This is a genomic window from Vibrio sp. (genome assembly GCF_984391705.1).
Genome location: NZ_CFHWOM010000025.1, coordinates 31,497 through 53,157 on the forward strand (window position 1 = coordinate 31,497; position 21,661 = coordinate 53,157).

Below are 21,661 nucleotides of genomic sequence, written 5' to 3' on the forward strand. Positions count from 1 at the left end.
GAGGTTGACAGCTTTTTTAAGCAAATAAGTCACGGCTTTCAAGGCAGAGTAGTGATTAGATCAATCAATGGACAAAAACTAGGCGTCTATGAACGGCCGACGGTATGGCTTAGGTCCCCGATACCATTAACTTTAGGCCAAACCATAACGTCAGAGGTCTCGATAAAGCCTATTATTGGTCTGCTTAATGAGGTTGGGTTCGATGGTGAAATGTATGCATATACGCAGGGAGTGATAGGAAGAGCGGTTATTAGCAGTGAGGCATCCTTCTTTTTGGTCGACACTGGCTCTTATCGAGAACACTTGTATAACATTATTTCGAAGCAAACCCAGGAGTTTGAACATCACGGTTTAATAAAAGCACTAATCTTTGGTGTTAGGCATGATATATCACCTAAGATTTTGGAGCAGATGCAATACAGTGGACTTAGCCACTTGATTGCTATCTCGGGTTTACATATCGGCATCATGTTTTCGTTGGGTTGGTTTTTAGGACGAATTGCCGGGTCTCTAAAACCACAATTAAGATATGCTCCTCTGGTAGTTGGTGTGCTCGTAGCTTCAACTTATGCATACCTTGCAGGATTTTCGATTCCAACTCTTCGAGCTCTACTGATGTGCATTCTTATGTGTTTGTTGCTAATAACACGTATCAATGTTCCTTTACTAGGGAAATGGCTAGTTATACTGGTGGCTCTATTAACAGTTTGGCCTGCATCAGTACTTGCCCCGAGCTTGTGGCTTTCAATGTATGCCGTCGGAATGATCTTGTTGTTTATTTCTTTGAGATTACGTTTCTCGATGCCATTGATTTCGACATTTGTACTGCAAGTATTCATTGTCGTAACTATGTCGCTCCCTATTGCCATATTGTTTGGTGGAGTGAGTTTTGCATCTGTTGGCTATAACCTGATGGTTGTTCCTTGGTTTAGTTTTGTCGTAATGCCATTGACTTTCGTCGCTGCGATATCTGTCTTATTGCCAATCGAGCAATCCATGTTGTGGCATTGTTTAGATGTGAGCTTATCGTTGGTGGTTAATGCGAGCCAATGGGCTGAAGATACTTGGTTTACGCTTTCTGAAGCCCACTTACGATTATTGGCTATGGTGATTTTATTGCCGATGGCGGCGATATTCCTCTCGCTCCGAGGTGTTTTCGCCTTAACTCTAGTGCTTTTCATTTATCTTCTCCCTTGGAAAGATAAACCTCAGTGGCAGATCAATGTCTTGGATGTTGGCCACGGACTCGCTGTTGTGATCTTTCACGGAGATCAGGTGTTGATTTACGACACTGGGGCTTCTTGGCAAACCTCTAATTACGCTAATCAGTTAATCGGACCTTTATTGAAAGACAAAGGGGTCTCGTTGGTTGATACACTTGTGATTAGTCATTTCGATAATGATCATGCCGGCGGGTGGCAGAGTATTGTCAACCAATGGAGTCCAGCTAAAGTGATTACCAGTCAGCCAAGACAAAACAGTATTGAATGTGTGTCAGGCTCTTTGTGGCAATGGGGAGATATTCAAATTCAGGCTCTATGGCCACCGCAAGTTGTTCAACGCGCTTATAACCCACATTCTTGTGTACTGAAATTGACGCATATGGCAACTAAACAAAGTATCTTGCTCCCGGGTGATATCGAAAAGATTGCTGAGTGGTTACTGGTGCGCAATCCTGATTTGTTAGACTCTGATATTATAATCGTTCCACACCATGGAAGTAACACTTCCTCTCTCCCTCGCTTTGTAGACGCGGTTTCACCTGAACTAGCAATTGCTTCTACTGCCTACCAAGGTCGATGGAATTTACCAAGTCCAAATGTAGTTAATCGCTATCTCTCCAAAGGCTCCAAATGGCTGGACACCGGAAACTCTGGGCAAATCGTGATTAACTTTTATCCTAAGGGTTACCAAATTGAGCAACTAAGAGTGAGTAAAGGTGCCGCTTGGTATAGGCAGATGCTACGCAAGGGAGTAGAATAGGAAGATTATTGTAAGAAAAATAAGCAGTTTTATGACAATAGATAGAGACGAAACAACGTGGAACACTTTTAAGCGTTTATGGACCTATATTCGCTTGTACAAAAAAGGCCTCGTTGTTGCTGTTATTGCTTTAGTACTGAATGCTGTTGCTGATACTTATATGGTATCTCTCCTAAAACCGTTATTAGATGAAGGTTTTGGTAATGCGGAATCCAACTTTCTAAAGATTTTACCTCTTATCATACTTGGTGTGATGTTTGCCCGTGGTGTCACAAGTTTTGTTTCGACCTACTGCTTGAGTTGGGTCTCTGGTAACGTAGTGATGCAAATGCGCCGAATGATATTCAATCATTTTATGCATATGCCTGTTAGCTACTTTGATAAGGAAACACCAGGGGCACTGTTGTCTCGAATCACTTATGATTCGGAACAAGTCTCTGCTGCAACGAGTAAAGCTCTGGTCAGCATTGTACGTGAAGGTGCAAGTATTATCGGCTTGTTGGTTCTGATGTTTTGGAACAGCTGGCAGCTATCACTTGTGCTTCTTGTAGTCGCGCCTATTGTCGCTTGGGTTATTGGCATCGTATCTAAGCGTTATCGTCGTATCAGTAAAAACATGCAAACTGCCATGGGGCAGGTTGCCGCGTCCGCCGAGCAAATGCTTAAAGGTCATAAGGTTGTTCTTAGCTACGGTGGTCATGAGATAGAGCGAGAGCGCTTCGATAAAGTGAGCAATCAAATGCGCCAACAGTCGATGAAGTTTGTTACCGCTCATGCTATTGCAAACCCTGTTACCCAAATGATTGCTTCTTTAGCATTGGTAGCCGTTCTTTTCTTAGCGAGCTTCGACGAAATTCGAAATCAGTTAACACCAGGTACATTTACAGTAATCTTCTCTGCGATGTTTGGCTTGATGCGCCCATTAAAAGCGATCACTAACGTAGTGTCTCAATTCCAACGTGGTATGGCGGCAAGTCAAACCTTGTTTGCTTTGATGGACTTGGACACTGAAGTTGATAAAGGCCAATATGAATCAGCGAATGTTCGTGGTGAAGTAGAAGTTAAGGACGTGACTTTCACCTATCAAGGAAAAGAGAAACCGGCACTTAATCAAGTCAGCTTCAACATTCCTCAGGGTAAGACGGTTGCACTTGTCGGACGTTCTGGATCGGGGAAAAGTACCATTGCGAACTTGTTCACCCGCTTCTATGACTATGACTCAGGCAGTATTACCCTAGATGGTCATGATATTCACGACTATACACTCAGCAACCTGCGCAGTCATTTCGCATTAGTATCTCAAAACGTACATTTGTTTAATGACACGATTGCTAACAATATCGCTTACGCGACGAATGGCGAATACAGTCGTGAGCAAATTGAGCATGCGGCTAAGCTTGCACATGCGACCGACTTTATTGACAAGTTGGATGAAGGTTTCGAAACCATTGTTGGTGAAAATGGCGCAAGCCTGTCTGGTGGCCAGCGTCAGCGAATAGCGATTGCTCGTGCACTTCTACGTGATGCTCCGGTCTTGATTTTGGACGAAGCAACATCGGCTCTAGATACGGAGTCAGAAAAAGCAATTCAATCAGCATTAGATGAGTTGCAGAAAAACAAAACCGTGCTAGTGATTGCACATCGCCTTTCTACCATTGAAAAAGCCGACGAAATTCTAGTGGTAGATGAAGGTGAGATTGTTGAACGCGGTGATCATAAGTCCCTGATTGCGAAAGATGGCGCATATGCCCAGCTTCACCGAATTCAGTTTGGTGGCTAATCAGTGATTGAAAAGATCTGGTTTGAAAATCATCCGGTGAAATATTTGCTTTGGCCGCTATTGTGGCCATTGAGCAAACTGTTTTGTTTGATCAGTCAATCGAGACGAAAAAAGTTTCAGTCTGGAAACAAGCCGAGTTATCGTGCGCCAGTACCTGTTGTTGTCGTTGGCAATATTACCGCTGGTGGCAATGGAAAAACACCAGTTGTCATTTGGCTAGTTGAGCGGCTCCAAGCATTGGGATATAAGCCAGGTGTTGTATCTCGTGGTTACGGGGCTAAAGCGCCTAACTACCCACTTATTGTTGAAGATTCGACACCAACCAAACACTGCGGTGATGAGCCTAAGTTGATTTTTAGTCGTACGGGTACGCCTGTAGCGGTTTCTCCGACACGCAGTGATGCCGTTAAAGCGTTATTACCCCTAGGTGTTGATATTATTATTACTGACGACGGACTTCAGCACTACGCTTTGCAGCGCGATGTTGAAATTGTGGTGGTGGATGGTAAGCGCCGTTTTGGTAACGAATCTTTGATTCCTTTGGGGCCACTACGCGAAAGTACTGACCGACTGAGAGAAGTCGATTTGGTCATTACTAATGGTGGCCAAGCCGAGCCAGGGGAAGTCGCGATGGCGCTTATTCCTAGTGACGCGATTAACTTACGTAGTCAGCAACTGGAGTCTGTGGCAAATTTGGATCAACTTGTCGCAATGGCGGGCATTGGTCACCCGCCAAGGTTCTTTAAGACCTTGGAACAATTAGATGCAAAGCCTATCTTTACACAAGGGTTTGCTGATCATAAAGATTTTGAACGGTCGGAACTGGAATCGCTAGCTAAGCGCGGTAAGCATCTGATCATGACAGAAAAAGACGCAGTAAAATGTGCTGATTATGCAGAGGACAATTGGTGGTATTTACCCGTTACCGCCAGTTTTTCGAGTGAAGATGAACAGCGCATTTTGAACAAGATAAAAGAGGTTAAGGAAACGTATGGATCACCGTCTGCTTGAAATCGTGGCATGTCCAGTATGTAAAGGTAAGCTAACATTTGATAAAGATAAGCAAGAGCTAATCTGTAAGTTGGATCGTTTGGCGTACCCAATCAAAGAAGGGATTCCTGTTTTACTAGAGCCAGAAGCTCGCCAGATGAGTATGGATGAGGGACGTTAATGTCATTTACTGTCGTTATACCTGCACGCTATCAGTCGACCCGATTACCAGGTAAGCCGCTTGCAGATATTGCTGGAAAGCCCATGATTCAGTGGGTTTACGAACAGGCGATTCAAGCAGGTGCTGAAAACGTTATTATTGCTACTGATGATGAACGCGTTGAAAGTGCAGTTAAAGCCTTTGGTGGTCAAGTATGTATGACCTCTCCAAATCATGAGTCAGGGACTGAGCGTTTAGCTGAAGTTGTGGACTTAATGGGCATTGCCGATGATCATATCATTGTAAATGTTCAGGGTGATGAACCTCTTATTCCGCCAAGTATTATTACTCAGGTCGCAAACAATCTTGCACACAGTCAAGCTCCAATGGCGACATTGGCAGTTGAGATTGAAGATGAAGCAGAAGTTTTTAACCCAAACGCTGTTAAAGTGCTCACTGACAAAGATGGCTACGCGATGTACTTTAGCAGAGCAACGATTCCATGGGACCGTGATAACTTTGCCAATGGTGGGAAGGTTATTAAGCAGCCGTTAATGCGCCACATTGGCATCTACGCTTATCGCGCGGGCTTTATTAATACCTACATTAATTGGCAGCCAACAGCACTCGAAAAAATCGAATGCTTGGAGCAGTTGCGTGTACTTTGGTATGGAGAGAAAATCCATGTCGAAGTGGCGAAGCAAGCGCCGGCTGCCGGTGTAGACACGCCCGAAGATTTGGAAGTAGTGCGACAAATTATTGCGAATCAATAAGCAGTACGACCGAAATCTTAACGCCCGATGAATCTCATCGGGCGTTTTGTTTTGGAGAACATGTACCAACAACGAGTTTGAATTGGAGTTGATATGTCAGAGATGTATACCAAGCATGCCTCTAAATATGCTGAAGTGGTAAAAGACAACATTTACAACGCTTTATTGGAAAGGCCTTCGACGTTAGCAATGCTAGATGATGTGGCTGGCAAAGACGTCATTGATATGGGGTGCGGGCCTGGGGAGTACGTGAGTTGGTTTTTAGAGCACTCAGTCAACCAGCTCACTTGCACAGATTTGTCTCATGAAATGATATCTTTAGTTCAGGAGAAACACGGAGAAAGAGTCAATGCTTATGTTCAAGATATCGCTCTTGGGCTTCCGCGTGAACCAAACGAAAGTGCTGACTTAATCGTGTGTCCACTTGTACTCCATTATATCGAAGATTTAGTGCCCGTTTTTGCCGAAGTATACCGAGTATTGAAACCAGGGGGATATATGGTCTTTTCAACGCACCACCCATTTGCCGATTTTGAATGCTCAGTTTCCGGCAATTATTTTTTGCGTGAGGAAGTTGAGGAAGAATGGGACACAGTAGGTGAGCCTGTTAAAGTGAGTTTCTATCGTCGTTCTTTAACAGAGATTTGTGATGCAATCACATCGTCAGGCTTGCATATATCGAGGGTTAGTGAAGGTAAAGTGGATGAGAGTGTGAAGCAAACGTCATTACCTACATACGAGTATTTGAAGAAAAATCCGAACTTTATTTTTGTACGCTGTGAGAAGTTAGTCTGACGTTCGAAATGTATCTGTTTGCAATCTAAGTTCATGATAATCAATTTAAGGTAGGAGGTGTTTGGGTGAAGTTTTACAATTCAGAGCAATATCAGCCCAATTGTAATCGGCTGTTTGATTCTTATCGGGAGCAAATTTCGCGGTTGTTGCCCGATGCTAGAGTTGAACATGTGGGAGCATCTTCAATCCCTGGTGCGATTTCAAAAGGTGACTTAGACATATTTGTCGCAGTAGAAGCATCTATGCTTGAACAATGCGTTTGCGAGCTTAAAAAGCTAGGCTTCAGTGAAAAAATCGACACGCTTCGTACAGACACATTATGCATGCTCGAATCAACGGGCAAGGAAGATGTCGCGTTGCAGGTTGTCGCGAGTGGGTCGGAATTTGAATGCTTTTTAGTCTTTAGGGATAGACTTAGGGCGGCTCCCTTGTTGGTGAAGCAGTACAACAAACTAAAATTGTCTTGTGAAGGGTGGTCAGAAGAGGCATATCGTCAAAAGAAGTCGCTATTCATTGAACAAGTTCTAGAAAGATAAAGACGAAAGCCTATCGCTAGGCTTCCGTTACTTTGGCAAACTTATCATCAGCCACTATATTTTCGCATCATAGTCGCTGCGTTTTGGGCAAGTACTCAGTATTTCTCGTCTGCCTGTTTCTTTTACTTCTTCGAGAATGATGTCAAAACCCCACAGGCGATAAAGATGTTTCAATACCTCATCATAACTGTCATCGAGTGGAATACGGTCATGGGGTACGTACTGCAAAGTAAGTGAGCGATCACCTCTTACGTCGACGTTAAACACCTGAATGTTGGGTTCCAAGTTACTTAGGTTATATTGTGCAGCTAACTTTTCACGTATCGAGCGGTAACCCATATCGTCGTGAATAGCGCTTACCTCGATGTAGTTTTTCCGGTCGTCATCGACGATGGCGAAGAGCTTAAAGTCACGCATTAACTTCGGAGATAAGTATTGGCTAATAAAGCTCTCATCTTTGAAATTCTGCATCGCAAAATGAACGGCCTCTAACCAATCTGACCCGGCCAGTTCAGGGAACCATTCTTTGTCTTCATCGGTAGGCTCCTCACAAATACGGCGAATATCTCTAAACATGGCAAACCCTAAAGCATAAGGGTTAATACCACTAAAATAGGGGCTGTTGTATGGAGGTTGCGCGACAACACCTGTGTGGCTGTGAAGAAATTCTAAAATGAATCGATCTGTCACTAAGCCTTCGTCGTAAAGGTGATTGAGAATGGTGTAATGCCAAAAAGTTGCCCAACCCTCATTCATGACTTGGGTTTGTTTTTGTGGATAGAAGTACTGACTGATCTTACGTACGATGCGAACGATTTCGCGTTGCCATGATTCTAGAAGTGGGGCGTGCTTCTCAATAAAGTAAAGGATGTTCTCTTGCGGTTCACTTGGGAATCGTACTTTTTGATCCTCTTGCTCAACGTTAGACTTTGGCACAGTTCTCCAAAGGTCATTAACCTGAGATTGGAGGTAAGCTTCACGCTCTTCTTGTCGAGACTTCTCTTCCGCGATAGAGATTTTTTCAGGGCGTTTGTATCGATCCACGCCAAAATTCATTAAGGCGTGACATGAGTCCAATAGCTCTTCAACCTCTTTTTCTCCATATTTCTGTTCGCATTCAGCGATGTAGTTTTTAGCAAATAGTAAATAGTCGATAATCGAACTGGCGTCAGTCCAAGTCTGAAAGAGGTAGTTGCCCTTGAAGAAAGAATTGTGACCATAACAAGCATGCGCCATAACTAGAGCTTGCATTGTTACCGTGTTTTCTTCCATAAGGTAAGCGATACACGGATTGGAATTAATCACGATCTCGTAAGCGAGGCCCATTTGACCATGTTTATAGCCTTGCTCTGTTTGGATGAACTTTTTACCAAAGGACCAGTGATTGTAGTTGATGGGCATACCAATACTTGAGTAAGCATCCATCATTTGCTCAGAAGTAATGACCTCAATCTGGTTTGGGTAAGCATCAAGACGATAGTGATCAGCGACGCGCTTGATCTCTTGGTGATAGCGGTCTAGTAGGTCAAATGTCCAATCTGGACCATCAGGCAATGCCTTATTCTTGGTTGGCTTTTTGGTTTTAGTTGTCATAGTGCCTCCCTAAGCGGTCTCTTTTTTGAAAAGCTCTCGGAACACTGGGAAGATATCTTCAACACTGCGAATATTCTTCATCGCAAAGTTGGGGAAGTCTCCAGCAAGTTTTTCGTACTCGTGCCACAAGGTTTGATGCGAGCGTCGAGTAATTTCGATGTAGGAGTAGTACTGACAGTTAGGTAAAAGATTTTTGGTGAGTAGTTCACGGCAACGTGGGGAGTCATCTGCCCAGTTGTCACCGTCGGATGCTTGTGCCGCATAGATATTCCATTCTCCAACAGGAAAGCGGTCTGCGACGATTTCGTTCATCAATTTAAGCGCACTTGAAACAATGGTTCCCCCGGTTTCTTGAGAATAGAAAAACTCGTGTTCATCGACTTCCTTGGCTTGAGTATGGTGGCGAATAAACACGACTTCGACGTTTTCATAGGTGCGAGTCAAGAAAAGGTATAGCAACACATAGAAGCGTTTAGCGATGTCTTTGGTTGCTTGGTCCATAGAGCCTGAAACGTCCATCAGGCAAAACATTACAGCTTGGCTAGAAGGTATAGGTCGGCGTTCGTAGTTTTTAAATCTCAGATCAAACGTATCGATGAAAGGAACTGTGTCAATTTTTCTACGCAGTGTTTTGATCTCTTCTTGTAAACGCTGTTCTTCAAGAAGTTGAGCTGGTTCGCTCATTTTGACTTTATCAAGCGCTTCTTCTAGTTCACGTAGCATGCGTTTTTTGCCCGCTGTCATCGCGGTGCGGCGAGCTAACGATTGTTGAAGAGATTTTACGATAGCAATATTGGCAGGAACCCCAGCGGTTTGGTATCCCGCACGATGGGTTTTCCACTCAGTAATCTTGGCTATCTGGTTCTTTTCTAAATTTGGCAGCTCCAAGTCTTCAAACAAAATATCGAGATACTCGTCTTTGGAGATTTGAAACACAAATTCATCTTGGCCTTCTCCATCAGGACTTGCATCGCCTTCACCAGAGCCTCCTCCTTGGCCTCCTCCTTTAGGGCGCTCTATTTTATCACCGGTAATAAATTGGTCGTTGCCGGGATGAACACGCTCTTTCAAACCGCCTTTACCCTGATGGAAAACAGGCTCTTTTATATCTTTGTGCGGAATTGCGACATCCTCACCGGTTTCCGTATTAGTGATGGAACGGCGATTTACCGCGTCTGCGACAGACTCTTTAATCTGATCTTTGTGTCGGCGTAAAAAGCGCTGGCGGTTTACTGCACTTTTATTTTTGCCGTTAAGTCTTCGGTCAATAAATTGCGCCATGAGTCACCTCTTATCTGCACCGTGAAACTAACAGTTTCGATGTATCTATCTCGCATCCAAACTCCTGCCAGATAATCTCTGGCAGGTACATCATGGGCTTTCCTTCGTAAGTGAAGGAAATTCATCATCGTTACTTAAGAGGACTTACGAACGCGTAAGTACCACTCAGATAGTAAACGCACTTGTTTCTCGGTATAGCCTTTCTCCATCATACGAGCGACAAAGTCATCGTGTTTCTTCTGATCTTCAGAAGAGGTTTTGGTGTTGAAGGAAATAACAGGTAAAAGCTCTTCAGTGTTCGAGAACATTTTTTTCTCGATTACCGTACGTAATTTTTCATAGCTGGTCCAAATTGGATTTTGACCGTTGTTGTTTGCACGCGCACGTAATACGAAGTTAACGATCTCATTACGGAAGTCTTTTGGATTACTAATGCCCGCAGTTTTCTCGATTTTTTCGAGTTCGTTATTGAGCGCCGAACGATCGAACAGTTGGCCAGTTTCTGGATCGCGGTATTCTTGGTCTTGGATCCAGAAATCAGCGTAGGTTACGTATCGATCAAAGATGTTTTGACCATATTCTGAGTATGACTCTAGGTAAGCTGTTTGAATTTCTTTGCCGATGAACTCTACGTAACGAGGCACCAAGTAGCCTTTAAGGAATTCAAGATATTTCTCAGCCGTTTCTTGAGGGAACTGTTCACGTTCAATTTGTTGTTCGATAACGTAGAACAGATGCACAGGGTTTGCCGCAACTTCAGTTTGATCGAAGTTGAACACGCGAGAGAGAATCTTAAACGCGAAACGAGTTGAAAGCCCGGACATGCCTTCGTCTACGCCCGCAAAGTCTCGATACTCTTGATAGCTCTTCGCTTTTGGATCGGTATCTTTGAGGGTTTCACCATCATAGACACGCATTTTAGAGAAAATTGATGAGTTCTCCGGATCTTTCAAACGCGACAAAATACTGAATTGAGAAAGCAGTTCTAGAGTGCTTGGTGAGCATGGTGCTTTCGATAACTCTGAGTGGTCAAGCAATTTCTGGTAGATTTTAACTTCTTCCGATACACGTAGACAGTATGGCACTTTGACAATATAAACACGATCAAGGAAAGCTTCGTTGTTTTTGTTATTACGGAAGGTTTGCCACTCTGATTCGTTTGAGTGAGCCAATATCATTCCGTCAAATGGCAGTGCTGATAGCCCTTCTGTCCCGTTGTAGTTACCTTCTTGCGTCGCCGTTAGTAGAGGATGGAGCACCTTAATTGGTGCCTTAAACATCTCAACAAACTCCATTAAGCCTTGGTTTGCACGACATAATGCACCAGAGTAGCTGTACGCATCTGGATCGTCTTGTGAGAAATGTTCCAATTGGCGAATGTCTACTTTACCCACTAACGATGAAATGTCTTGGTTATTCTCGTCACCTGGCTCAGTTTTCGCAATCGCGAGTTGATCTAAGATCGATGGGCGAACTTTCACCACTTTGAATTTAGAAATGTCGCCGCCAAATTCGTGGAGTCGCTTCGCTGCCCATGGTGACATAATTGAACGTATGTAGCGTTTTTCAATGCCATACTCTTGCTTCAAAAGTTCGCCGTCTTCATTAACGTCAAACAAGCAGAAGGGATGGTCATTCACTGGGCTTCGCTCACCATTAGCTGAAAGAACATACACCGGAACTTGCTGCATTAGCGCTTTCAGTTTTTCGGCTAGTGACGACTTACCCCCACCAACAGGACCCAATAGATAGAGAATTTGTTTGCGCTCTTCTAAGCCTTGAGCAGCGTGTTTTAGGTAAGAAACAATCTGCTCAATGGCATCTTCCATACCATAGAAATCTTTAAATGTGTCGTAGCGAGAAATGACTCGATTGGAGAAGATACGACTGAGTTGGGGATCTTGAGCAGTATCGATGATTTGTGGCTCCCCAATTGCCATTAATAGGCGCTCTGCCGCGTTGGCATAAGCACTTTTGTCATCCTTACAAAGGGATAGAAAGTCTTGTAAGGAGAGTTCCTCATCCTTGGAGGCTTCGTAGCGTGCTTGGAAATGGTCGAAAATACTCATAATGAATTCCCCTCTGAACCTGTCAAAATGACAATAAACCCGCATAGAAAAGCTAATTCCTTTCTAATTTAAGACTAGTTGGTTTTTAGAATTTTGCTTAAAAAATATGTGTTTAATTGCAAATTGTGATGAAAAGCAAAATGCGAAGAGGAAGTAAGGAAGAAGTGCTTAGGTGAGAGATTTACTGACCAGTTTGTTTAAACCGCGTGCTTTAGGAATGATTCATATTATCAATGATTTTTGGCGTTTATACGTGGGTGTTATGTTTAAACAAAAAGAAACCGTACATCGGTTTGATAAAATGTACGTCGTACCATATAATCCTGTGGTCAATATATATCCCAAGGTGAATAAAGGTGAACAAAATTTGGTTTGTACTGCTGTTTTTATCAGCGTTGTTGGTTAGTCTTTCTGTGCATGCGAAGATTTCTCAGTGGTCTCTTGGCGCTGCCGCTTCCTATTCACCTGCGGTATACAAAGATACTCCATCGAATCAAACGGTCATTCCAATGATTGGTTACGAAGGAGAGCATATTTTTATTCGAGGTTTCAGTGCGGGTTATCGTCTGCGTCCAGTCGGGTCTCCTCAGAATATTGTCTTTCGACTCGTCTATGACCCTAGAACATTGAAGCCCAAAGACTCGGATGATCCAGCGATTCAGTTAATGGATGAGCGTAAAGCGTCGGTATTGGGGGGCATTAGCTATCAACTTGTGACCTTGGCTGGCTTGTTTGAATTTACCGCTGGTAGTGATGTCAGAAATGTTCATAACGGACTGTATGCCGAAGCTGCGTGGCGTTTGCCAATTCGTCGAAGAGGGTGGGCCATAACACCTTCGATAGGCTATGCATACAATAGCTCTAGGTTGAATGACCATCTCTATGGAGTGAGTTCGACAGAAGCTCGAAGAGCACAAAGTAATGGTTATGCGATTGAAGAGTTTGATGCAAGTTGGGATGGCCAGTACTTCATCGGCGCGTCAGCTTATATGCATTTGACTCCTAACATTAGGCTAACGGGAGGGATTCGTTACACCAACCTTGAGGGTGACGTACAGTACAGTCCGCTGGTAGAAAGTGGTGTATATACCAGTGCGAATGTTGGAGTAGCGTACGTATTTTAGAAACCGCGAAGGTTTAGATTAGTCAGACATAAAGTATGGGTTAATTACCTGTTGATTTGCAAAGTTTCGAGCTGGATCATTATTTAATTTTAGCCTCGAAATATAATGTGCATGACTTATAAAGGTCGCACTAATAAATAAAATCAATAGTGAATTAACCATGCTAAATAATTTATCGCTAAAGAATAAACTCGCAATATCCGCGAGTATTGCCATCATAGTCGGGGGACTATTAGTCGAGGGGCTGTCTTTTCGAGCGTCTTTGGAGCGCCTTAATATTGAGGTAGAGCAGAGACTTGAGAGCACCGCTTCTTCATATAATCAGTATGTTGCAGACTGGATTACGTCCAAAGAGCGCGCACTATCTTCGTTATCAGAAGAATCTAAAAAAGAGGGAATTATTACTCACCTCAAACAGGTGAAGCATTCAGCGGCTTTCGATAATGTGTTTGTTGCCTACCCGGATGGTACACAAGACAACGCTAATGGTGTCGTCTTGCCCGCTGGCAATGATGATCCAAGAAAGTGGGGTTGGTATCAGAATGCGTTGAAACAACCATCGAAAGTTTTTATGGATAACCCAACAGTTGCTGCAGCAACAGGGGCTAATGTTGTTTCATTAGGCAAAGCTCTTAAACTACATGGTGAACAAGTTGTTCTTGGCGCTGATGTTGAAATTACCGACATTTTGAACAGCATGGGCAAAGTCATCCTTCCAGGACAAGGTTACATGTTCATTGCTAACGCGCAAGGTAACGTGTTTGTGCATCAAAACACTCAGCTTCTTAATGAATCATTACAAAAACTGGGGTTAGATGTCGCGACCATTGAAAAAGCCGTGCGCACTGGGCATGACATTTTTGTTGAGGTTTTGGGTAAAGAGTCGGTGATATATGCCAGTAAAATTGATGGTACTGAGCTTACAACAGTCATTGTCGTGGATTACGACTCGTTAGTTTCACCGCTATTTAGTGCCGTGTGGGGTCAACTGCTCGTCACAACGATTGTTGTCGTTATTTGTATCATCTTGTTCAACATCTTGTGCACGATACTATTCCGTCCTCTAAATAATGTGTCTACTGCGTTAGAGCAAATTGCTAATGGTAGTGGCGATCTAACCCAACGTATTGAGGTAGAGTCTGGTGATGAAGTTGGTAAGCTAGCTCATAACTTCAACGTCTTTGTTGGAAGCCTGCAGCAGCTTATTGGCCATATGCGAGAACAATCCTATCAATTGACCGAGCAATCAGAGCTAAGTACTCAACGGGCGACTCGTACGGTGGATGAAATCCATCACCAGCAACAAGAGATTACAATGGTTGCTACAGCCGTAACAGAACTAGCGAGCGCAACCCAAGAAATCGCTTCACATGCTGAACGTACTGCACAAGCGGCACAAGATTCGACGCATAGTACTGAAAATGGTCATACTCTTGTGGAAAATACCAAAGGCTCAATTAATAAGCTTGCTACCGAATTAGAGAATGCGCGTCACGTAGTGGGTGCATTAGAGCGTCATGGGCAAGAAATTTCCACCGTCCTTTCGACAATTCAAGGCATCGCAGAGCAAACCAATTTGCTTGCTCTAAATGCTGCGATTGAAGCGGCTCGAGCGGGGGAGCAAGGGCGAGGGTTCGCTGTTGTCGCGGATGAGGTTAGGGTTCTTTCCCAGCGTACACACTCTTCTACCGAAGAGATAAAAAGTACAATTTCTGTACTGCAAGATACGACAAGCCAAGCCGTGTCGATAATGGAGAGCAGTGGTGAACTAGCCGATTTGTCGGTAGAAGATGCGGACAAGGCCGCACTAGCTCTAAGTGAGATTAATCAAGCTGTAACTTTGATAAGTGATATGGCAACTCAGATTGCTACAGCGGCGGAGGAGCAGACTCACGTGACTAGTGAGATTACGCAAAATATTACTTCAATCAAAGACGTCGCCGACCAACTGGTTGTGGGTGCGAACCAAAGTTCAGAGGGCTCTGACCAAGTTAGAATCCAGGCGGAACAGCTTAGTGCGAAAGTTGCGACGTTTAAGCTAAGTTAAACCCTCGGTAATAAAAAAGGGACCTTCGTGGTCCCTTTTTATATACATCTGATTAAGCGTTAAATATTTGCTTAAGTTCATTTGCACATAGGTGATATTGGCGTGGACAGTTGCGCCAGGTTGTCAACATGCGACGGTACTTTTCTTGCATCGGCATTTGAGCGTTGAAGTGGTGGTCGCCTTTATCAAATTGAGGGTATAGACCTTCAGAATCGGTCAAAAAGCGTACATAGTTAACCAGTTGAGCTTCACTTGCGATATCAAAACCTAAGAAAGTTAGGCGACGTTGATCGACGTCTTTTCGTTCATCTTCGGTCAACATTTTGTTTGACTCTTGCATCGCGTGATACATCTCCATCGTGTCGATTACTTCACGACATTCAATTTCGCTTAGGCGTCCAAAATCTTTGTTAAGCTCACTCATTTGCAGCTCGTATCCGCGTTCAACAATAGTTTGCAGGCGCTTGTACTTTTCTGCGTTCTCAGGGTTCATTTGAGACATTAGGTAGTATTGGTTCGAAAGGATCAAACGTTGAGCGTTAGTCATTTCCATTAGGGGCCTCACTAAAATAATCTAATACATTTTTAATGTGCTTAGGTTATCTGTTCATTGATTGCTGAAACATGATCTCAACACATATTTAATATGAAAAGTACAAAGATTACTCAGAAAATTGTTTCATTTATTATGGTAGTGATTGTAGATGTAGTCGCGGTCAGAAAAAACGCGTAACCATTCAGGCTTAAAGACTGTGAACATGGTTAACGACATGCCGTTAAGCAGACCTTCGGGGAAGGCAAGTAAGGGGATAAAGACTAGGTAGTTGTCGACGATTGTTGTCCAGTCATGATACCCCAAGAACCAGTAGTAAAGGCCACTGGACAGCAAATGGAAAGAGCCTGTAAGAGCACCATTAAAAAAGCCTGCAACGAAGATAAATACGAATATGTTGCGTGGTAAATAATGGTAGCTGAAGAGAAAAACTAACTGGCTGATTCCAATCGGCATTAGGCAAGAGAAGAGTAGATATTCAGGGAGTTGATACCAAGATAGCTCAGTTGCAAATGTAAGGAGGGAAGCAATGAGAAAAGACAGCGCGCAAGCGCTGCGCCAGCCATACATCAAAGTCAGCGTTGTTAGAGCTAGAAAATGGATAAAGAGCCCTTCTTTTACACCAGCCTGCGCCGACCATAGCAAGGTAAGTGATACAACAACAGCAAAGGTAAGGTGCTGAAATGCGCGTTCTTGTTGCAGCTTTGGCCAAAATACGTTTTTCACATCGTGCCAAACCAGTGGGATCACCCCAACAATGACAACGAAAGCAAAGAACTGATTAAGTAGCACACTGACTCCCCAAATAATACCAACCTAATTGAGGTTGGTATTTTTTACGAAAAAGTGGTCGCTTGGTATCAATATTTTACATTTGAGTGATACTGCTCAAGAATCGAAACGATCTTATCCATTGTTTCTTTAGAAGGTGGGTTAACGCCTTCTAAGGGGTAATCGTGTCCTAGTGCTTCCCACTTATGTGCACCAAGCTTGTGATACGGCAGAAGCTCAATCTTTTCAATGTTGTCCATGTCTTTGATGAAATCACCAAGCATGTGTGCGGCTTCTTCATCGTCTGTGTAGCCAGGAACGACAACATAGCGAATCCACGTTTTCTGACCAAGCTTATGAAGGTATCGAGCAAAATCTAAAGTACGTTTGTTAGAGACACCAATGAAATCGTGGTGGATCTCATCTTTCATGTGCTTTAGGTCAAGCATGACAAGGTCGGTGGCTTCTAACACTTCATCAATTACATCTGTGTGCTTGCGTATATAACCATTGGTGTCTAGGCAAGTGTGGATACCTTCGGCTTGAGCAGCTCGGAAAAAATCACGAACAAACTCAGGCTGTAGCATTGCTTCTCCGCCTGAACAGGTTACACCGCCACCGGACGCATTCATGAAATGGCGATAACTTTTTGCTTCAGTGATGATCTCGTTAACGGTGACTTCTTTGCCGCCATGCGTATCCCATGTGTCGCGGTTATGGCAGTACATACAGCGCATCAAACAGCCTTGCATGAAGACAATGAAACGGATTCCAGGTCCATCGACAGTACCACAAGACTCGAAAGAATGAATTCGACCGGTTGTTGACATGAGCTCATCTCTAATAGGTTATTTGTGCGTTATTTTATTACAAAAAGTGGGGTTTAAATAGGGTTAGAGAGGCTTTGAAACAACATTTTGCTAAATAAGAAAAAAAAACATACTTGGGCTAAAATGTATGTTATAAAAATGTTATAAATCATAATAATATTAATAAATAAAATACAAAGTTGGCTAGGCAAGTATTTTACATCCCACTGATGTTTAAGGAATATTTATGGATATGCTTGCGCTTTCACAGAAACAGAAAGTGATACTGTTTCTAGTCATATTGACGTTTGGGTTTGTTGCCTTAGCCGGTTTCTCGTCATCTAGACTAACTCAGATGAGTAACCAATATCATTCGAGTGCTGATATTGCTTCAGGCTCCATGTCAATCTATCAAACTCAAAGTAAGATTCTTACGCTAAGTAGTAATCTCGACAACCTCTCAGGCTCGCAAGTGGCACAAGCCAAGCAAGATATTTCAGAAATTGTGTCTGCAGTTAGCGTTGACGCTGAATTTCTAAATCAAGTTGGCCTATCTTCACAAGCGGATACATTAACAAAAAATGTGTCTCAGTTTGAATCCGCTGCCAATCCATGGCTAAACCTTAAGCAAGAGCTCGGTTTTTCAATCGACGAAGGCAAGTTAGGTGAGCTAAAACAACTTGCTACGACCATCGAGAAAAAGATCGAAGAAACGGGAATGGTTACTCTGAATTCTGATTTTCAGGCCATGGTGAAATCTCAGCAAAACTATTTACTACAACCAAACGAAGAAAACCTAAAGCTGTTCAACCGGGCAATGGCAGGCTTTGAGAGCATGTCGAATGTATACGCTATGCTTGAGTTGTATGAGAAAGAGATAGAGCAATACAAATCGACATTCATGCGAGTCAGCGAATTATCTCAGCAGCTTGGAAGTGTGGAACAACAACTGTTGGCATCTAAATCAACCTTAACACAAATTATTGCGTCGATTACGAGTGACCTCGGTACGATTTCAGAGCAGTATCAATCGTCAGCTGAAAAGGCGTCTTCTCAGACTCAGTGGTCAATACTCATCGCTTGTATTGTTCTAGCTGTACTAACCATCGCCATATTTATCATGCAAAACTCTTCTCTATCTCGCTCGCTGAGCAAAACTCGAGAGGTTTTACACGGCCTGTCTGCCGGTGATTTATCGCAACGTATGTCTCTTACTAGCAACAAGAATGATGAGTTCAATCAGCTTGCCGAAAGCATCAATGATAGTTGCGAAAATTTAGGCGGATTGGTGCAAGGGGTACAAGAAAGTAGTGAGGTCTTGAAAGGGAATGTCGCGGAGTTAAACCAAGGGTTGGACATGCTCTCTCATCACCAAAGCGAAGTATTAGGGCAAACTCAGCTACTTGCTTCTGCGACAGAAGAGGTGAGTGTCACCACTCAAGAAGTGTCAAATTCGTTGGAGTTTGTTGCGGAAATCAGTCGTTCTTCTACGCGCTCAGCAGAAGATGGAGCAAAAATTATTGGTGCAGCAATTGGTTCATTAGAAGAAGTCGGCTCTATTTTGACATCTGCGGCCAGTCACATCCAGCAGCTAGAAGAAGCGTCGTCGAAAGTTGACTCGGTAATGGAGATCATCAACGGGATTGCTGAGCAGACAAACTTACTTGCGCTAAATGCTGCCATTGAGGCCGCGAGGGCAGGTGAGCAAGGTCGTGGATTCGCGGTAGTCGCCGATGAAGTTCGTAGCTTGGCAGTTAGAACAGTAGATGCGGTGTCTGAAATTTCTGAAACGATTGATACGATGAAAAAAGAAAGTGCTGAGGTTATTCAATATATTGGTCAATCGGAATCTTCTATGGCGACAGGTCGCGAACGTGGTCACGAAGCAATGGATGCTTTGAAAACGATTACAGATAAAGCCGATGAAGCATCTCACCAAACTGAAGTGATCTTCAGTTCGATCAAAGAGCTGGCCACAACGAGTCAGTCAATGGCTGACAGCATGACTCAGATTTCGGGAGCGATGAAGGAGCTTGAAGAGAACAACGAGCAGCTTAAAGCGATAAGTGGCCAGGTTGAGAGTAGGGCTGGCAGCCTCAACCAAGACTGCCAGCGCTTTAACGTTTAGAAGAACGCGTATAAAGAGAGGCTTCCGTTTCCATAAAGAGAGTCGGAAGCCTCTTTGTAGTCTGGTGTTTTAGCGGCGCTACTCAATGTAGCACCAAAACCTCGGCCGTACCATGCGATACCCGCTACTGCTGTTGCTTGCCAGTTTTCGAGTGTAACGTCGTAAATGCTCGGGTCAGAGATATCGGGGTTCTCTTCAATTCCCGGACGGTAACCTTCCACAGTGAAATCATTGAAACGGTAGCGTCCTTCTATACCAGCAAATAGGAACCACCCCCCTTTTGAGCCACCTAACATACCTGGACGAAAGGTAAATTCATTATCGATGTTTGCCGCGCCCATACTTCCGGCAAGATCTGTCCCCCAACGGAGCATCACACCTGTCGAAATATCAGAACGGAAATTACCAAAATTGCCTTCGGAAACGTTTGAAAGTTCAAAGTCTGTATTAGCAATTGAACGAGCTCGCATCATATTAAAGTGGGCAAGGTATCCCACACTACCGACTCGAGCATCCTCGATTTGATAAGCCCAACCGTTTGGCTCTTTAGAGCCCGTAAGGCTGTGAACGATACTTTGAGCTCTATCGGCTAGGGAGCTTTCCCCCGTAGTTCCTATGGTCAAATTAAAGCGTTGAGCCTGCTGGGGATGAAGGCTGATGTAGTTAAACTCGGTGTGGAGGTAGCCGGCGTAAGGTCGTTCGTTTTCAAGCGGTTGATCAGCAGAGATATTACTGGGGGTATACATCTTGTGTCCGAGGGAAAACTCGACTTTATCGAGCGAGGCTGCGCCCCACATGGAAAGGCTGAGTGGCGTGAATAGCCAATGAGGATTAATCGCGCCCGATGTATAGGTCAGAAATAAACCATTGGTGTAGTCCTGATCAACACCAAATAACCCATCATTGTCCAATGCGAAATTGAATGTAGAACGCTCCGAAGCCAGCGTATTCAGAGAGATCATCAGCAATGGAATGAGAGAAGCTTTTTTAATAGTCATTATGAATAATTACGGCATACAAAAGGTGGCAAGCTTAGCGAAAAGTAAACTTAAAGTTATAAGCGATTTAAGCAAATATTATGCCGAGGTTTTTTTGGCGCAAATACTCGTGGATAGGGATCAATAAGACAAAAAAAAGCCCCGCTGTGCAGCGGGGCTTTTTATTCATTCAGCTGAGATTATAGAGACTCAGTGAAAGTACGTGCGATTACGTCAGCTTGTTGCTCTGCAGTTAGAGAGTTGAAGCGTACTGCGTAACCAGATACACGGATTGTTAGCTGAGGGTATTTCTCAGGGTGCTTAACTGCGTCTTCTAGAGTGTCGCGGTTAAGAACGTTCACATTTAGGTGCTGACCACCTTCGATGCCAGTCTCGTGGTGGAAGTAACCATCCATTAGACCTGCAAGGTTAGCGCGCTGTGAGTTCTCTTCTTTTCCTAGTGCGTTAGGAACGATAGAGAATGTGTAAGAGATACCATCTTTCGCATCAGCAAACGGTAGTTTACCTACAGATGTTAGAGATGCTACCGCACCTTTCTCATCGCGGCCGTGCATTGGGTTTGCACCTGGTGCGAATGGAGCACCTGCTTTACGACCATCTGGTGTAGTACCAGTCTTCTTACCGTATACCACGTTTGAAGTGATAGTTAGGATAGACTGAGTAGGGATAGCGTCACGGTAAGTCTTAAGCTTACGGATCTTGTTCATGAAGATAGTAACAAGTTCACAAGCCATGTCATCTACACGTGCATCGTTGTTACCAAATTTCGGGTAGTCGCCAGAGATGTCGAAGTCGATCGCGATGCCGTCTTCGTCACGGATTGGCTTAACTGTGCCGTATTTGATTGCAGATAGAGAGTCAGCTGCAACAGATAGACCAGCGATACCACAAGCCATTGTACGACGCACGTCACGATCGTGAAGAGCCATAAGTGCTGCTTCGTAGCTGTACTTGTCGTGAGAGTAGTGGATTGCGTTTAGCGCAGTCACGTATTGCTTAGCTAGCCAATCCATTAGGTTGTCTAGACCAGCCCAAACTTTGTCGAAGTCTAGAACTTCGTCAGTCATCTTCTCAGTCTTAGGACCAACTTGGATCTTAAGCTTCTCATCTACACCGCCGTTGATAACGTATAGTAGAGTCTTAGCTAGGTTTGCACGAGCGCCGAAGAACTGCATGTGCTTACCGATAACCATTGGCGATACACAACAAGCGATAGCGTAGTCATCGTTGTCGAAATCTGGACGCATTAGGTCGTCGTTTTCGTACTGGAT

At 43.8% G+C, this 21,661-nt stretch carries 18 protein-coding genes; 10 read left to right on the forward strand and 8 right to left on the reverse strand.

Features of this window, described 5'->3' with window-relative positions; all coding sequences use genetic code 11:
* The first annotated feature begins 51 nt into the window (after positions 1 to 51).
* From AC4MRV_RS13450 to AC4MRV_RS13480, 7 genes are all read left to right on the forward strand, one after another.
* On the forward strand, positions 52 to 1,983 hold the full coding sequence (locus AC4MRV_RS13450) for a DNA internalization-related competence protein ComEC/Rec2 (RefSeq protein ID WP_491187843.1): 1,932 nt from the start codon (positions 52 to 54) through the stop codon (positions 1,981 to 1,983).
* Positions 1,984 to 2,014: 31 nt separating this feature from the next.
* Positions 2,015 to 3,763 carry a lipid A ABC transporter ATP-binding protein/permease MsbA gene (gene msbA, locus AC4MRV_RS13455; protein WP_491187844.1) on the forward strand — a complete coding sequence of 583 codons (1,749 nt, stop codon included), beginning with the start codon at positions 2,015 to 2,017 and terminating at the stop codon, positions 3,761 to 3,763.
* Positions 3,764 to 3,766: 3 nt separating this feature from the next.
* Entirely contained in the window at positions 3,767 to 4,774 is a 1,008-nt protein-coding gene (gene lpxK, locus AC4MRV_RS13460) for a tetraacyldisaccharide 4'-kinase (RefSeq protein WP_491187845.1), read from the forward strand.
* Entirely contained in the window at positions 4,755 to 4,934 is a 180-nt protein-coding gene (locus AC4MRV_RS13465) for a Trm112 family protein (RefSeq protein ID WP_005474972.1), read from the forward strand. The genes lpxK and AC4MRV_RS13465 overlap by 20 nt, the downstream gene beginning before the upstream one ends.
* Positions 4,934 to 5,686 carry a 3-deoxy-manno-octulosonate cytidylyltransferase gene (kdsB, locus tag AC4MRV_RS13470; RefSeq protein WP_491187846.1) on the forward strand — a complete coding sequence of 251 codons (753 nt, stop codon included), beginning with the start codon at positions 4,934 to 4,936 and terminating at the stop codon, positions 5,684 to 5,686. The genes AC4MRV_RS13465 and kdsB overlap by 1 nt, the downstream gene beginning before the upstream one ends.
* Positions 5,687 to 5,779: 93 nt before the next feature.
* A complete protein-coding gene (locus tag AC4MRV_RS13475) occupies positions 5,780 to 6,481 on the forward strand; it encodes a class I SAM-dependent methyltransferase (RefSeq protein WP_491187847.1) in 702 nt (233 codons plus the stop codon).
* A 65-nt stretch (positions 6,482 to 6,546) separates the two neighbouring features.
* Positions 6,547 to 7,017 carry a GrpB family protein gene (locus AC4MRV_RS13480; protein WP_491187848.1) on the forward strand — a complete coding sequence of 157 codons (471 nt, stop codon included), beginning with the start codon at positions 6,547 to 6,549 and terminating at the stop codon, positions 7,015 to 7,017.
* 54 nt (positions 7,018 to 7,071) lie between these two features.
* Here AC4MRV_RS13480 and AC4MRV_RS13485 read toward each other — a convergent pair whose 3' ends face one another.
* From AC4MRV_RS13485 to AC4MRV_RS13495, 3 genes are all read right to left on the reverse strand, one after another.
* Entirely contained in the window at positions 7,072 to 8,610 is a 1,539-nt protein-coding gene (locus AC4MRV_RS13485) for a SpoVR family protein (protein ID WP_491187849.1), read from the reverse strand.
* A gap of 9 nt (positions 8,611 to 8,619) precedes the next feature.
* Positions 8,620 to 9,891 carry a YeaH/YhbH family protein gene (locus AC4MRV_RS13490; RefSeq protein ID WP_491187850.1) on the reverse strand — a complete coding sequence of 424 codons (1,272 nt, stop codon included), beginning with the start codon at positions 9,889 to 9,891 and terminating at the stop codon, positions 8,620 to 8,622.
* A gap of 134 nt (positions 9,892 to 10,025) precedes the next feature.
* Entirely contained in the window at positions 10,026 to 11,960 is a 1,935-nt protein-coding gene (locus AC4MRV_RS13495) for a PrkA family serine protein kinase (protein ID WP_491187851.1), read from the reverse strand.
* Positions 11,961 to 12,325: 365 nt separating this feature from the next.
* Here AC4MRV_RS13495 and AC4MRV_RS13500 point away from each other — a divergent pair, with 365 nt between their 5' ends.
* Together AC4MRV_RS13500 and AC4MRV_RS13505 are read left to right on the forward strand one after the other, a co-directional pair.
* Positions 12,326 to 13,084, forward strand: a complete 759-nt coding sequence (locus AC4MRV_RS13500) for a MipA/OmpV family protein (RefSeq protein WP_491187858.1) — start codon at positions 12,326 to 12,328, stop codon at positions 13,082 to 13,084.
* A 160-nt stretch (positions 13,085 to 13,244) separates the two neighbouring features.
* On the forward strand, positions 13,245 to 15,131 hold the full coding sequence (locus AC4MRV_RS13505) for a methyl-accepting chemotaxis protein (protein WP_491187852.1): 1,887 nt from the start codon (positions 13,245 to 13,247) through the stop codon (positions 15,129 to 15,131).
* Positions 15,132 to 15,183: 52 nt separating this feature from the next.
* Here AC4MRV_RS13505 and AC4MRV_RS13510 read toward each other — a convergent pair whose 3' ends face one another.
* The 3 genes from AC4MRV_RS13510 to pflA form a co-directional block, all read right to left on the reverse strand.
* Positions 15,184 to 15,684, reverse strand: a complete 501-nt coding sequence (locus tag AC4MRV_RS13510) for a YfbU family protein (protein ID WP_491187853.1) — start codon at positions 15,682 to 15,684, stop codon at positions 15,184 to 15,186.
* 126 nt (positions 15,685 to 15,810) lie between these two features.
* Positions 15,811 to 16,476, reverse strand: a complete 666-nt coding sequence (locus AC4MRV_RS13515) for a hypothetical protein (protein WP_491187854.1) — start codon at positions 16,474 to 16,476, stop codon at positions 15,811 to 15,813.
* Between the two features lie 68 nt (positions 16,477 to 16,544).
* On the reverse strand, positions 16,545 to 17,285 hold the full coding sequence (pflA, locus tag AC4MRV_RS13520; protein WP_491187855.1) for a pyruvate formate lyase 1-activating protein: 741 nt from the start codon (positions 17,283 to 17,285) through the stop codon (positions 16,545 to 16,547).
* 226 nt (positions 17,286 to 17,511) lie between these two features.
* Here pflA and AC4MRV_RS13525 point away from each other — a divergent pair, with 226 nt between their 5' ends.
* On the forward strand, positions 17,512 to 19,392 hold the full coding sequence (locus AC4MRV_RS13525) for a methyl-accepting chemotaxis protein (protein WP_491187856.1): 1,881 nt from the start codon (positions 17,512 to 17,514) through the stop codon (positions 19,390 to 19,392).
* Here AC4MRV_RS13525 and AC4MRV_RS13530 read toward each other — a convergent pair.
* Together AC4MRV_RS13530 and AC4MRV_RS13535 are read right to left on the reverse strand one after the other, a co-directional pair.
* Positions 19,389 to 20,384 carry a lipid A deacylase LpxR family protein gene (locus AC4MRV_RS13530; RefSeq protein WP_491187859.1) on the reverse strand — a complete coding sequence of 332 codons (996 nt, stop codon included), beginning with the start codon at positions 20,382 to 20,384 and terminating at the stop codon, positions 19,389 to 19,391. The two genes, AC4MRV_RS13525 and AC4MRV_RS13530, sit on opposite strands and share 4 nt — an antisense overlap.
* 185 nt (positions 20,385 to 20,569) lie before the next feature.
* Positions 20,570 to 21,661: pyruvate formate lyase family protein (locus AC4MRV_RS13535; protein WP_491187857.1), on the reverse strand; the 1,092-nt coding region annotated here is incomplete at its 5' end.

Excerpts from the sequence above, each read along its gene's own strand:
- AC4MRV_RS13510 (WP_491187853.1), bottom strand. The coding sequence starts at position 15,684 with ATGGAAATGACTAACGCTCAACGTTTGATCCTTTCGAACCAATACTAC.
- AC4MRV_RS13525 (WP_491187856.1), top strand. The coding sequence starts at position 17,512 with ATGGATATGCTTGCGCTTTCACAGAAACAGAAAGTGATACTGTTTCTA.
- AC4MRV_RS13505 (WP_491187852.1), top strand. The coding sequence starts at position 13,245 with ATGCTAAATAATTTATCGCTAAAGAATAAACTCGCAATATCCGCGAGT.
- pflA (WP_491187855.1), bottom strand. The coding sequence starts at position 17,285 with ATGTCAACAACCGGTCGAATTCATTCTTTCGAGTCTTGTGGTACTGTC.
- AC4MRV_RS13495 (WP_491187851.1), bottom strand. The coding sequence starts at position 11,960 with ATGAGTATTTTCGACCATTTCCAAGCACGCTACGAAGCCTCCAAGGAT.
- AC4MRV_RS13490 (WP_491187850.1), bottom strand. The coding sequence starts at position 9,891 with ATGGCGCAATTTATTGACCGAAGACTTAACGGCAAAAATAAAAGTGCA.
- AC4MRV_RS13485 (WP_491187849.1), bottom strand. The coding sequence starts at position 8,610 with ATGACAACTAAAACCAAAAAGCCAACCAAGAATAAGGCATTGCCTGAT.
- AC4MRV_RS13475 (WP_491187847.1), top strand. The coding sequence starts at position 5,780 with ATGTCAGAGATGTATACCAAGCATGCCTCTAAATATGCTGAAGTGGTA.
- msbA (WP_491187844.1), top strand. The coding sequence starts at position 2,015 with ATGACAATAGATAGAGACGAAACAACGTGGAACACTTTTAAGCGTTTA.
- kdsB (WP_491187846.1), top strand. The coding sequence starts at position 4,934 with ATGTCATTTACTGTCGTTATACCTGCACGCTATCAGTCGACCCGATTA.
- AC4MRV_RS13465 (WP_005474972.1), top strand. The coding sequence starts at position 4,755 with ATGGATCACCGTCTGCTTGAAATCGTGGCATGTCCAGTATGTAAAGGT.